A 13,380-nucleotide genomic window follows, 5' to 3' on the forward strand; every position below is an offset into this window, starting at 1 on the left:
GGGTATAGTATGGCCAGTAGCCCCATGATAGCGGCTACGCCACCGTTGGCAAATACCTGTCCGGCGCTGCGTTGCTGGGGATGCGGATCTTCCAGGGAAGCTTTCAGCTGTTTTTTATGAGAAGTGGCTTTTACACCAAGGATAAAAAAGGTACCTAATAATACGAGGCCGCCATAGCTGGTACCGAGGGCTATCAGCATGGCAATGAGAGCGGCCATACCGGCAGCGGGTATCGTTAGTTTACCAGTCTTAACACAGAGGAAGGCAATAGCGATGATCACCATCGCTACCGGTAATATTCCGAAAGAAAAGGATAGTAGTTGCATAATGAAATGCAAAACTATACAATTCTACATATAGGGAGCGGCTTTTCCCTTTACCCATTCATGTTGCAGGGCCCAGCTGTTCCAAACAGATTTGGCCCATTTACGGATGGCCGCGTAGAGGTCTTCGTTGCTGCCGGCCCGCAGTACTTCCTGCACCGTAATGGCGGCGGCTTGTCCCGGAGGTGATAGTGGTTCCCATTGTTGTTTGGGAATGATGCTGTGTACATGTTGCACCTGCCGGCCGGTATACTGCTGTTCCAGCGCCAGGTACAGCCCTATCAGTGCGTAGGCGGTGGTCATGCTTTTGGCTACGCCGCCCGCGTGCTGGGCGCTATAGGCATCTACTGACAGCTGATGGTGAAAGTCCGGGTGCTCGAGGGCAAATGTGCGGGCAGAAAGCTGATTGAAGAGGTCCAGGCATTCACCGGAAGCATTATACCTGTCGGAAGGGGCCAGTTGTTCATCTGCAAGGTGCAGATGACAGCCCGGGCAAATGATTTTATTTGCTGTCATAGCTGCTGAGTTAGTGCTGGTGTAAAACTTAAATTTAACGAATTTTACACCAGCACGAACGTTATTCCTGCACTAAACGAATCATGGTACTTAACTCCGTAATCAGTGCATCATCGTTACCTAAAAATCCGCCAGACCGGAAACGGATGTTCCCCTGTTGGTCCAGTAACACTTTATAGGGCACACTGGGTACTTTGAAATGCGTAAACGCTTTGTAATTGCTTTCTCCTTTCATGGGCTCATCCATCAGATAGCGGAAGGGAAAGGGCTTTTCCCGGCTAAACTGTTTTACTTTCTGCAAGGCATCGCCGGTTTCGAAGGTGGCTATAAAAAGGAATACCACCTCCGGAAACTGCTGCATCACCTGTTGCATGGCAGGAAAGGATTGAATACAGGGCTTGCACCAGGTGGCCCAGAAGTCCAGTACCACGATCTTCCCTTTTAAGTCCGCCAGTCTCACCATTTTGCCGGCGGTATCCAGCAAACTGATAGCCGCTACTTTTTCCCGCAGCATGCTTTCTTTTAGTTCCTGACGCAGATGAGTATCCGCTACCGGACGCAAGGCGGCGATGTATTGTGCGAAAGGAATCTGGTGGCTCGTTTTTTCGTATAGCCCTTGTAGTTGTGCCTTCATCTGCACCGATGCAGTACCGGTTTTCACCGCCCTTTCCAGTAAAGTGGTGGCGGTTACGCTGTCACCGGTGGCGATCAGTAGCTGCACATATAATACCCCGGCGTCTTTACTTTTCGTATGCGCATATGCGGTAGCTGCGTAAGGTATCCCTGCAGCATATGCCTGTTGATCGTAGTACAGCGACGCCACCATCAGATACGCATCCCATTCCGTATAGCCACTGCTGGTATCTGTTGCCTGTACTCCCTTCTGCGCCCAGGCCATGGCCTGCTCCGGTTGCTGCTGCAGCCGGTAGTAGCGGGCAGCTTTACTATATACAGTCAGGGCGTCCCGCTTATGGTGCAACAACGACAGGCAGGCACTAGCCGCCGCGGTATCGCCGGCTTCAATAGCCGCCATACTCATCTGCTGATACAATTGCGTATAGGCATAGTCCGGGCCTCCTGCTGTCGCCGGTTCCGGAAATTGCTGCATAAAATGGGCGAATAAGTCCGACTTCTCCCTAAATTCCTTTGCCTGCTGTATGGCCTGCATATGTTCACTTCTCACAAAAATACCGGCAGGAAAACGTTGGCGTAGTAACACTGACAGCGAGTCGGCTGCCTGTTTTTCACCGAGGTATTGCAGGTAGCGCTGATTCATGGTCAGCTCCTCTTCCCGATCTGTTTTATAAGTCAGCAGTTTTTGTATCAGCAATACCTTATCTGCCGGCTCCGGTGAGTTGGCCAGCATGTTGAAATACTGGCTGCGATATACGCTTTCCGCAGCGGGATGATTGTCTATTTCCTTTTTCAGGTAGATGAGTGCTTTGGCCGGATCTTTCTTTAATACGCTCCTGTCCATCAATACCGACATCTGGTAGTAGGCAAAAGGCAGGGGTTTGCCAGCTTTGTATACAGGAAACATATAGCCGGCACCGTTATTATCATCTTTCAATTTTCCGTTGCTTATGGGTGTCAACAACAACAATATCGCCTGCTCCGGTACCGCCACAGTAGCCTGCCACCTCCCCCTGCTTTGTTGCAGGGGGATAGTAGTTTCGTTCAGGGCACGGTCTTTATCAAAGTATACTACATGGCAGCGAAGCAATGATTGTTGCGCCAGCACGGTACCTGCAGGATCATAGGTGATCAGCACCGACCTCCCCGCAGCAGGCGACGGCGATACCTGCAGGGAATGATATGTTTGCGCGTTCACCGTCAGCAGTTGTATGCATAACCAGCACGCTGTAAAAAAATATTTCATAGCCGTTATCTGAAAAGTGTTTTTATTTTTTCTTCCAACTCTTCACCCAACAGATTTGACGCCACTATTTTTCCCTGTTGATCAATGATTACATTCGCCGGAATACCATTCACCGGATAGCTTTTTATCACCGGGCTTTTGTCTGCCAGCAAGTCCGATACATTAGGCCAGGACATGCCTTCTTTTTCTGAGGCTTTCAACCAGTTGGTATGACTGTTATCCATAGAGAAAGAAACGATTTCCAGTCCTTTGGGATGATAGGTGCTATAGAGCTGTTTCAGCACCGGAATTTCGGCGCGGCAAGGCACACACCAGGAAGCCCAGAACTGCAACAGCGTATACTTATTGGCCGATACCAGCGAACCTAAACGCAGCTGCTCCCCGTTAATCGCCGGCAGTGTAAAGTCTACATAAGGCTCCCCTACCATGGCGCCCTGGCGACGGGCAATGAGTTCCCGCTGCGCTTTATCCATTTTCCGCGCCTGACGGATCACATAACTGCTATCGCCCAAACGCTGCGCTGCTGCGTTTACAATCACCATCGTTTTCGCACGGTCCGGCTCCAGCTCCAGCAATACCGCCGCCATAGCCGCAGCTACCGGGTCTTTACCATTGTTCAGGATTTTTTGCAGATACTGACTCCTGATATCAAAGTGATGCATAAAGTTTTGGATCGACTCCCACTCTGCATCGCCACCTCTTACCGATCCCGGCTGCCGGAACTGCCAAATCAATTTATCCGTGCGTACATACGCCGTATCACGCTGATAGCCTAATACCCAGGTGTTATACTTTCCGCCGGTTACCTGCGACAACCCCGTGGGCATTAACTGAAATTTTACTTTTCCCTTTTCAATGATCACCGGGTAGGAATACATTTCCCGCCCCTTATGATAAGTCAGCGACACATTCACTACTTCATTTACCGGGCATTGCAAATGAAAGTGGCCGTTGCGGATCGTATCCTTCGCCATCGTTTTCGCGGCGCCGTAAAGATCCCATACCAGCGATATCTCCACATTATCAGCATCCTTGATTTCGCCGGTTAAATCAAATACATCTTTACCTTGTTGAAAGGCAAACAAACATATGGCCAGTGCTGCTATCAACAGCAGCTGGCTTCTTTTATAAATAGTCGGTATCATGTTATCTTGGATTTTGTATTATTTCAGGATTTTGTGCAATATATTTCCGCCCAATAGCCAACACCGCACGATTGCTGTTGGGTGCTAAAGTGAAGGTGCCATCAGGGAGTGTATGCGTAATCGTTATACTGGCATTATCAAAAACATTGTAGCGGCGAATATCAAAAAAACGTGCTCCACGAAAAGCCATTTCCCGACGACGTTCAGTCTTCACAATACTGAGTGCCGCAGCCGCATCGGTGGCAGACAACGTATAATTACTACCTGTTTTATAACGGAAGCTGCGGAGCAGGTTAATGTCATCCATCGCAGCAGCAGCCTGTCCGCTGCGCGCACTGCTCTCTGCACGTATCAGGTAGGTTTCCGGCACGGAAGGACCTTTGGTAGCCACTCTACCCGCCCACTCATTGCTGAAGGAACCAAAGTTTAATCCGAAAAGATTGTCCGGAAAAAAGAACGCCTTATAACGCAGATCATTGGCCGCATCATACAAGTTTAGCAACTCCGTACCTGCATACATCACGGGACTTAACATCGGACCTGTTTTTTCCAGCAGCGTTTCCGGATTCTGGAAATTGTTGGGATACTGTAGTATGTAGGCCGGATAAGCAGGATGAGGCGCCAATGTATTATAGTCTACCAGCGTACGATAATACTTCAGGGAAGAATCTGCATACAGATGCGCCGCTGCTGCATCATTCTTAAACAAGCTTACCTTTGCCAGCAACGTATAGGCGGTAGGTTTAACCGGTCTGTTGGTAGCCGCCATATCAGGAGTGGCCGGCAAATCAGGCAATGCACTGCTCAGATCTGCGGCTATATAATCATATACCTCCTGGACGCTGGCACGTGGCAGCTTTTCTTCGAAATCAATTCCTTTACGCAGCGGCACACCCGGATCAGCAGCCGCCGTAGCGCCGTTATATTGCTTTGCATATAAGTTCACCAATATGAAATAGGCATATGCACGATGTACCCGCGCCTCCGCCATCAGCTGCCGCTTCTGCGGCTCGGTGCCTCCTTTGGAATCCATCACCTGGGTGGTTACCAGGTTGGCAGTATACACCTCATTGTACAAGGCTTCCCAATCTCTATCCGCTTCGTAATCCAGGTAAATATTCTCTGCATAACGAAACGCATTCAAGGCATTGGCATTATAATACGTCATGGAAAAAGGGTTGATGCTCATATCATCATCCAGCATCACGTCCATGCCGTAGCTGCTGAAAAATCCATTTGATTTTTCCCTGGCTGTGGTTTCATCCAGCAGCAGGCGATAATCAGCTGTTTTTTCAGGAATAAAAGCACCCTTTGGTTTTATGTCGAGGTATTTTTTACAGGAAGCAGCCGTGAGCACCAGTCCTCCACACACCAGAAAATATAATAGCTTTCTCATCAGTCAGTTTTTAAAAGTTAGCCTTGATGCTGAAGGTTAATTCAGCTGGCGGCGTAAATTGAATATTGCTGATACTTATATCGGTCGCATGTTCCGGATCTATTTTCTGTTTATTAAACAGGTACACCCCCAGGTTGCGCGCCTGCAATGCCAGGTTAATACGGGAAGAAGATAGCTTGCTACTGAGCTTCTCCGGTAATACGTAATTCAACAACAGCTCCTGAAATCGTATAGTCGACGCCGTTGCCACGTTGATATCGGCATACCTGGTATAGTTGTCGTATACATTCAAGCCAGTTTGACTCTTGGGCATCGCGGGAATATTCGTCAGCAGCTCATCGCCCGGTTGCTGCCAGCGGTTGTCCCAGTCTTTATGCACCTGGTTCACACTGCCAAACAATGGCGTGTACTGCATTTGCGGGATACGGAACTGATGACCCATTTTATAAATAAAGCCTGCAGTAAGTGTGAATCCTTTATAGCCGAAGTCCAGGAATAATCCACCATAATGAGGCGGTGTAGTAGTGCCCTGGTATATCAGTGCGGCTGTGTTATTCATTTCTTTCGTGTAATCCACTGCTGCATTTTTTTCATCATACACCTGTGGTGCACCGGTATTGCTTAAGCCTGCCCAGCGATAGCTCGATACATAGTTCAACGGCATCCCTGCCTGTGGTAGGCCCGCTACAAAGGCGCCTACGCTCTGATCCGGGAAATCTACCTTTACTACTTTGTTGCTGTTATAACTGTAATTAAGGGTGGTGGTAAAAGTGAATTGGCGGTTAATGATTAATGCAGCAATATTCACATCCACGCCTTTATTACGCAGACTGGCATAATTGACATAAGCGCTATTGAAGCCGTAGGTACCATTGATGGTGGCATTACCCAACAGGTCGGTGCTGTAGCGGTTGTAGTATTCCACGCTACCTCTCAGCCGGTTACTACGCAATGTATAGTCGATTCCGATATTCGTCACAGTTGTTTTTTCCCATCTCAGCAAGGGATTGGCGGGATTGGAAATGTAACCATAGTTCAGATTTGTTTGTGCATCTTTGGCTACTTTGGTAATGAGAAAAGGACTGGTACTGCGATCTACGTTACCGTTGATACCATAGGTAGCGCGCAGGATGAGCGTAGAAAACGGTCCATCTTCCAGGAAGCTTTCCTTGTGTGCCTGCCAGCTAACGCCGGAAGACCAGAGCCATACGTTGCGGTATTTATCGCTGGAGCCAAACAGGTTGGTCTGATCCAGTCGTGCAGACGCATTGATGGAATACTTATCATCGAAAGTATATCCTGCATTGGAGAACAGGGAAACAAACCGGTTCAGTGTATCTGCAAAAACGGCCCCATCCCGGATGTAAGATTTGTTACCAAGTATATTCGTATACCCGTTTACGTAATCGAGATTGGCATATTGCAATGTTTGCGGATCGTAGCCGTACTTAGTCTGACTGCCAGCATTGGCAGCTACCTGGCGGATTTCCAGGCCGGCAATGGCGATAAGCAGGTGCTTTGGGCTGCCGATCATACCATCGAACTTCAGCTGATTACGCAGGGTATGTGTTTGCAGTTTGCTTTCCGCCAGACTATAAATACTTCCTTTCGGCAATCCCGAAATCATTTGTCCGTTTTTGACATAGGTAGCAAAATTGACCTGGTTACGCACATCGTAGGATTCTTCGTTTTCCAGCACCGTATTTGTGCTGCTGTAATTTTCGTACTGGTAAGACGTATTAAAGTCGAAGTGTTTGCTAATCATGTACGTCAATCCTGCAACCGCGGTGATACCCCTGTTTTGTGTGCGGTTGTTGTGGTTGCGGAATTCCTGTACCAGGTTATAGTCCCAGTTATAAGGATAGCCTGCTTTCACCAGCGCCTCTTTATCTGCCTGATAAAAAGATTGCGGCTGCGGAATGTAATTACCATTCCCGTCTAATAACTGCTGATAAGGCAACAAGCTTCTCAGGTCGTCCAGCGTCATACCATTGTTGGTACTGTTCACCATTACATAGTTGAGGCCCACATTGGTATGCAGTTTTTTGGTGAGCGCCACTGTCTGAAACAGATCAACGGAGAAACGCTCATCGCCGGTTCTTTTCATATAAGAAGGCACGTTATCGTAATTGAAAGAAGCGCGGCTGGTACTCTTTTCTCCTTTCGCCGCCAGGGTTACGCCGTATTGTTGTCTTACGGCGTTGCGCATAAACAGGTCATCGAACTGCTGATAAGCATTATTCCTGCTGAGTGAATCTGCCAGCTGATCTGCCGTGGCGGGATTATTCAGGTAAGCATCTGTAATGGGTGATATGGCATTCCGTGGCTTCCCGAACAAGGTCACCAGGTGGTTGTCTACCTTATACTTTTCAAAACCGATAAAAGAAGTAGTGCTGGCAAAAGGTAGTTGAGAAAAATCCGGTTTGGCAGACAGGGAGAGCGAGGCGTTAAAACTCACGTCCAGTGACTTCCGGGAGGAGGCGCCCCGCTTTGTCTGGATCACAATCACGCCATTGGCGGCTCTTACACCCCAGATAGAGGCTGCAGAAGCATCTTTCAGCACAGTGATACTTTCCACATCATTGGGGTTAATGGTGCTGAGATCTCTTTCTATCGGGAAGCCATCTACGACAATAAGTGGTGCTTTGTCTGCCCGCAGGGTGCTTTGCCCTCTGATGGTCATGCTGCCATCGCTGTTGGTGAGCAGTCCGGGTACTTGTCCTTCGAGATAAGTCTGGATATTATAGTTACTTCTTTTATCGAGAGTGGCCTGTTTTACCACGCTGAACGAGCCGGCGGCGCGCTCTCTGGGCAGGCGTTGATAGCCGGTATTCACCACGGCTATTTCTGTTAATTTAGCCACCGCCAGTCGCATGGGCAGCAGGCCCAGGTTCTGGGGTCTGTCGGGCGCCACTTCTATCTGGAGGATAAAATTTTCAAATCCGATAGAAGTAATTTCCAGGGTATATTCGCCCGGTGCTACCGACTCAAAAATAAAGTTGCCGTTTTCATCTGTGATGGTGCCTTTGCGTAGTGGCAGGAGTTTCACGGTGGCCATGGGCAAGGGGTTGCCGGTGTGGTCCATTACTTTTCCCAGTACGGGTTGCGACTTTGTGAAGACAGACAGTTGGCCAATATTAGCCCCGCCTGCCCGTTTTCCGCGCAGGTAGATGCTGGTATTGACGATCTCCCAGGTAAAAGGCTGTCCTTTAAAGCAGCTGTCCAGCGCGGCTTTCAGCGGCACCTGCTGTAAGAATACGGTGACGCTGCCGGCCTGTTGCAACAGGGCATCGTCGTAGAAAAAAACGTAACCGGTTTGTTTCTTCACTTCTTTAAACACTTGCTGCAGGGGGGCTTTATGCAGCGAAAGACTCACCTGCTGACTATATCCCCTGGCGCCCACCTGTAGGGTGAGCAACAGCAAAAATGCTATCTTATTCATAAGCCGGAAAATTTTGAAAGGGCCCTTCCGGTGAAGCGGAAGACAGCCGGATACCATCCCGATACCGGCGTTGACCGGTATAAGCAATAATTTCATAATTTTGGTTTGGGTAGAGAAATAAAAATCACGCAAGTTTTTTGTTGGCATACCCTTAATTTAACAGGAAGTGTTTCCAGCACTTCCTGTTTTTTTGGGCAGCCATTAGCGCCTCCCCGCAGGGTCATTGCAATTTGGCTGATGTTTCATAATGGTTGATTTAAAATATACGGATGGCTGATTAAGGGATAATAATAATCCTTCTGCCTTCTCTTCTATAATTGATACCACTCACTGACAATCCTTTCAATACTTCCGACAGGTTGGAGGAACGCGAAATTTCTCCACTGAATTTCCGGTCGGGCAAATTACTGTCATAGCTAACATCTATATCGTACCAGCGGGCTATTTCGCCCATCACGGTTTGTACACGCGCCTGGCTAAACTGAAAATATCCGTTCATCCATGCCACGGCTTCTTCTGTATCTACGTCCTTTAACAAGGTAATGGCTTGCTTGCCTGGCTGACTACTCAGTACTGCCTGTTGACCGGGCAACAGTATTACCGCATCGGCACTATGTACACTTACCTTACCCTGTAGCAGGGTTGTTTTAATCAATGGTTCGTCGGCATAAGCGCTGATATTAAAGCGCGTGCCTAATACATCTACCTGTATTCTATTATTTACCTGCACCCGGAAGGGCTGTTGTGCGTTTTGTGCAATGTCAAAAAATACTTCGCCCTGAATCACTACACTGCGTTCAGCACCGGTAAAAGCGGCAGGATATTTAATGCTGGACAATGCGTTGAGCCATACTTTGGAGCCGTCGGGCAGCACCAGTCTATACTGTCCGCCGCGGGGGGTAGACAAGGTATTATATTCCGCGCTGCTGCCTGCTACTGTGTTTCCCGGAGTATACACCAGTTGTCCGCCGGCTACTTTGCTGATACGGCTGTTGCCCTGGGTGGCAATGTTATCGGCCGCCGCCTGATCGAGTATAATGGTGTTTCCATTGCCCAGGGTAAGCGTGGCTTTGTTGCTACCCGGCATAATATCGGCCACAGGTGCGGGTATTGTATTTTTTTTATGGAGACGGATAAAGAAAAGGGAGGCTGTGCCCAGCAACAACAATACGGCAGCAGCATACCGCCACCAGTGTTGTTGTAGGAGTGGTACCGGCTTGTTCCAGCCCAGCGCATGATCAATGCGTTGTTTCATGGCCTGCTGTGCTTCGGCCTGCCGCGCTCCTTCAAGATGCCAGTCAGATGCCGACAGCAGCCCATCATACCATTGTTCCACCAACACCCGTTCTTCCGGTGTGCAGCGGTTTTCCAGGTATCGCCTTAATAATTTGACTCCCTCATTCTTGTCCATGATACATCTTTACCTATAAGTTAGTGACGTAGCGGAAGCAATAGTGGTAGACGAAGGAAAAATAAATTTTTGTCAGTGCATGCGTGGGATGACAGACAGCAGGAAAATAAGTCCTGCCGGCGCATATCCTACCTGCGTACGCAGGCGGTTGAGCGCATTATTAATCTGTTTCCTGACCGTTTCTTCACTGATGCCTAGTGTTGCTGCTATTTCCCGGTAGGAAAGCTGTTGCTTACGGCTTAAAATAAATATTTCCCTCATTTTCTCCGGCAGGCTTTGAATGGCCTGTTCTATTTTTTCTTCCAGATCGCGCATATGCAAGAGGGTTTCAGGGGATGGTACCCCGCCGTTGTCCATTTGATCAGACAAGCGTTGCAGGTAGTTGGAACGGGTGATATTCCTTTCAATATTACGGATGGCCATATAACGGCCACTATTAAACAGGTAGGTGCTCAGGGCGCCCTGTATTTCCAATGTGGCCCTGTTTTTCCATATAGAAACAAAAATTTCCTGTACAATATCTTCGGCTTCGGAATAGACGTTTACTGCTTTCATGACATGCTGCATCAACGGGTACCAGTATTTATTGTAGATGGCGGTAAAAGCCTCCTGGTCACCGGTTTTCATCAACTTCAGCAAAGACGAATCATCCATTGATACGGCGTTTTCAGACAAAAGTAGAGCAAAAAGCAGAAAGCAGAAAGCAAAAAGCTATGGAAGCGAATGATCAGCGCGAATAATAATCCGCTATAATGACTCGCTTCCATAGCTTTTTGCTTTCTGCTTTCTGCCTTCGGCTTACTTCACGTACCAATCTCTCAACCTTACGTCTATGCCTTTATTGCCGGCATCTACCAGGCTTTTAAATTTACTCACATCACTTAAACCATCTTTACCACGATAGTGATAAGGATACACGATTTTAGGTGCGAAAGCCAGCACCGCATCGGCGGCTTCCGGAACGTCCATGGTATAAGGGAGGTTCATACATACGAAAGCCACATCAATATTTTTCAGGCTACGCATTTCCGGGATGCCTTGTGTATCGCCGGAGATGTAGATCTTTTTTTTGCCATAGTTCAATACGTATCCATTCCCTCTCCCTTTGGGATGCATGGCAGTAGCGCTTTCCGGCAGGTTGTACATGGGAATGGCCGTGATGCCAACAGCGGCTAACGTTTTCTTATCCCCGTTTTTCAGCACCACTACCTGTGCCTTATCTGCCGCAGGCAATTTATCTGCCACTACCTGGGGAACGATGATAATGGTTTTGGTTGTTTTCACCGCTGCAATAGTAGCGGCGTCAAAATGGTCGCCATGTATATCGGTCACCAGGATGATATCCGGCGCCGTTAGCCCGGTATACTTTGCTGCGCCCCCGGTGGGGTCTACGTAAATACTGGTGTTGCCTGCCGTCAATACAAGACTGGCGTGCTCAATGGGCTGTATCGTCAGCTGACCAGCGGCGGTGGGAATAGCGTCTGGTTGCACGCGTTGGGCAGACACTATAGCGGCCGCAAAAAGGAAACATAAAGAAAGAAAAGTGATTTTCATAAAAGTTGATTGTAGTCATTAAAGATACCTCGTTTATCCTTCTTTTTTAATAAAATGCTACATTCGTTGCTACTGTAAATGTATTTATACGGATGAGATCAGGGCTTGCTATTCTTTTACTAATTCTTCTTTCGGGATACGCATATGCGCAATCAGACAGTAGTACTACCGCTGTTCCGGATAGTACTGCCGCCAGCATCCACTCCTCCGACACACTCATACGGTACCGCATCAACGGTGTTTACCTGAAAAGTATCTGGCAGGATCTGAAATATACGGTAGCCCGCCCTGCGCATTGGGAAAAACGGGATTACATCCGGCTGGGCGTTGTTGCTGGTGTTACGGGTGTATTGCTGGCAGGTGATTACGGGGTGAAACAGTTTTTCACCCATCACCAATCCAATTTCACCACCAGCGTTACCGATCAGATAGAACCTTTCGGCAACGCGTACTCTCCCTACCTGGTAGCGGGCATGTATGTAGCCGGTGTAATTGCCCACGATCGCAACCTGGAACACGGCAGCCTGATGGCCGCCAAATCACTGGTCATCTCCACCGTTATCTATGCCACTCTCAAAAGCATTGTCAGGAGAGGCCGCCCTACTTACTACGATTCTCCTTTCAACTTTGATCCACCCTTCACCAATGATAAACAACATACCTCCTTCCCTTCCGGTCATAGTCTTACCGTCATGACCGTAGCCACCGCCATGGCGGAGCTATATGGAAAAGATCATCCCTGGGTACCCTGGGTAGCTTATGGTATAGCAGGACTCACCGGTGTAACCCGGCTATATGAAAACCGGCACTGGAGCAGTGATGTATGGGTAGGCCTGGCATTGGGCCATTTTGTGACCAAAAGTATTTTCAGACATCACCGGGAACTGGAACATAAAAAAGCCATGAAGCTATTGGCGGTGAGCTTATAACGAAATAACCCGTTGCGCCAACATCATAATAGTCCCCAAAAAGTAGTTATTAAAAATATCCCGTTCTCCCTGCATCTGCTGGATAAGTTTACCGATTGATTTTTATTACGATAAATTTAAATGTATTATTTTTGCAGCACCTATAACCTAATGTCAACATGAATACGTCTTTTTTCCGGATGCCTCCACCGCATCGGATAAGTTTTGTGACCCTTGCCTGCTGCCTTTTTTTCTCTTTAATGGCAACAGCGCAATCACCGGTATTTAATCCGGCACCGCAAAGTGAAAGTAAGCTTAGAAGCCTGGAGCAGCAATTCGAAACACAGTATAAAGCATCACTCGCCCAACTTCCGTCCCAAAACAAAAAGGACTATGTATCTCTTTATGACAGCCGCTGGGAGCATATCAAATCCAAATTTGAAAAAAAAGAAATTTATACGGCTTCTTTTGCCCAGCAATACCTGGATAACCTGGTACAGGAAATTGTAAAAGTGAATCCACCACTGCAAAAGCAATCTCTCCACTGTTACTTTTCCCGGTCGGGTATCCCCAACGCCAGTTATATCGGCGAAGGCATTATCCTGTTTAATATGGGATTGTTTACATCACTGGAAAATGAAAGCCAGGTGATTTTTGTCCTCTGTCATGAGCTGGCGCACTACTACCTGCAACATAGTGAAAACGGTATTGCGCGGTATGTGACCACCATGAACGGAAAAGATATACAGGCAGAATTACGCAAAATTAAAGCAACAGAATATAAGAAACGGGAGCAACTGGAGAAA

The 13,380-nt window shown here is 48.0% G+C and carries 11 protein-coding genes; 2 read left to right on the forward strand and 9 right to left on the reverse strand.

Annotated features, from left to right (window positions below; translation table 11 throughout):
- The 9 genes from VIP81_RS23610 to VIP81_RS23650 all read right to left on the reverse strand — a co-directional run.
- Positions 1-326 (reverse strand): DUF92 domain-containing protein (locus tag VIP81_RS23610; protein ID WP_331967166.1); only part of this gene is annotated, 326 nt, incomplete at its 3' end.
- Positions 327-350: 24 nt separating this feature from the next.
- Positions 351-839, reverse strand: coding sequence for a DUF5946 family protein (locus tag VIP81_RS23615; protein WP_331967170.1), 489 nt, complete (start codon positions 837-839; stop codon positions 351-353).
- Positions 840-900: 61 nt separating this feature from the next.
- Positions 901-2,718, reverse strand: coding sequence for a TlpA disulfide reductase family protein (locus VIP81_RS23620; protein WP_331967173.1), 1,818 nt, complete (start codon positions 2,716-2,718; stop codon positions 901-903).
- A gap of 5 nt (positions 2,719-2,723) precedes the next feature.
- Entirely contained in the window at positions 2,724-3,863 is a 1,140-nt protein-coding gene (locus tag VIP81_RS23625; protein WP_331967175.1) for a TlpA disulfide reductase family protein, read from the reverse strand.
- A gap of 1 nt (position 3,864) precedes the next feature.
- Positions 3,865-5,259 (reverse strand): RagB/SusD family nutrient uptake outer membrane protein, encoded by a 1,395-nt coding sequence (locus tag VIP81_RS23630; protein ID WP_331967178.1) that lies wholly within the window; start codon positions 5,257-5,259, stop codon positions 3,865-3,867.
- A gap of 10 nt (positions 5,260-5,269) precedes the next feature.
- Entirely contained in the window at positions 5,270-8,701 is a 3,432-nt protein-coding gene (locus tag VIP81_RS23635; RefSeq protein ID WP_331967180.1) for a SusC/RagA family TonB-linked outer membrane protein, read from the reverse strand.
- A gap of 277 nt (positions 8,702-8,978) precedes the next feature.
- Positions 8,979-10,112, reverse strand: coding sequence for a FecR domain-containing protein (locus tag VIP81_RS23640; protein ID WP_331967182.1), 1,134 nt, complete (start codon positions 10,110-10,112; stop codon positions 8,979-8,981).
- A 72-nt stretch (positions 10,113-10,184) separates the two neighbouring features.
- Positions 10,185-10,766, reverse strand: a complete 582-nt coding sequence (locus VIP81_RS23645; RefSeq protein ID WP_331967183.1) for an RNA polymerase sigma-70 factor — start codon at positions 10,764-10,766, stop codon at positions 10,185-10,187.
- A 144-nt stretch (positions 10,767-10,910) separates the two neighbouring features.
- Positions 10,911-11,666 (reverse strand): MBL fold metallo-hydrolase, encoded by a 756-nt coding sequence (locus VIP81_RS23650; protein ID WP_331967185.1) that lies wholly within the window; start codon positions 11,664-11,666, stop codon positions 10,911-10,913.
- A gap of 92 nt (positions 11,667-11,758) precedes the next feature.
- Between VIP81_RS23650 and VIP81_RS23655 the strand changes: the two genes are divergently transcribed.
- Both VIP81_RS23655 and VIP81_RS23660 read left to right on the forward strand, forming a co-directional pair.
- Positions 11,759-12,595, forward strand: coding sequence for a phosphatase PAP2 family protein (locus VIP81_RS23655; RefSeq protein WP_331967187.1), 837 nt, complete (start codon positions 11,759-11,761; stop codon positions 12,593-12,595).
- 158 nt (positions 12,596-12,753) lie between these two features.
- Positions 12,754-13,380 (forward strand): M48 family metalloprotease (locus VIP81_RS23660; RefSeq protein WP_331967189.1); only part of this gene is annotated, 627 nt, incomplete at its 3' end.

It is taken from the genome of Chitinophaga sp. (assembly GCF_036566945.1).
Lineage (GTDB): Bacteria > Bacteroidota > Bacteroidia > Chitinophagales > Chitinophagaceae > Chitinophaga.

Bases quoted from the DNA above. Each gene is read 5' to 3' on its own strand.
- VIP81_RS23615 (WP_331967170.1), bottom strand. From the start codon at position 839: ATGACAGCAAATAAAATCATTTGCCCGGGCTGTCATCTGCACCTTGCA.
- VIP81_RS23620 (WP_331967173.1), bottom strand. From the start codon at position 2,718: ATGAAATATTTTTTTACAGCGTGCTGGTTATGCATACAACTGCTGACG.
- VIP81_RS23625 (WP_331967175.1), bottom strand. From the start codon at position 3,863: ATGATACCGACTATTTATAAAAGAAGCCAGCTGCTGTTGATAGCAGCA.
- VIP81_RS23630 (WP_331967178.1), bottom strand. From the start codon at position 5,259: ATGAGAAAGCTATTATATTTTCTGGTGTGTGGAGGACTGGTGCTCACG.
- VIP81_RS23635 (WP_331967180.1), bottom strand. From the start codon at position 8,701: ATGAATAAGATAGCATTTTTGCTGTTGCTCACCCTACAGGTGGGCGCC.
- VIP81_RS23640 (WP_331967182.1), bottom strand. From the start codon at position 10,112: ATGGACAAGAATGAGGGAGTCAAATTATTAAGGCGATACCTGGAAAAC.
- VIP81_RS23645 (WP_331967183.1), bottom strand. From the start codon at position 10,766: ATGGATGATTCGTCTTTGCTGAAGTTGATGAAAACCGGTGACCAGGAG.
- VIP81_RS23650 (WP_331967185.1), bottom strand. From the start codon at position 11,666: ATGAAAATCACTTTTCTTTCTTTATGTTTCCTTTTTGCGGCCGCTATA.
- VIP81_RS23655 (WP_331967187.1), top strand. From the start codon at position 11,759: ATGAGATCAGGGCTTGCTATTCTTTTACTAATTCTTCTTTCGGGATAC.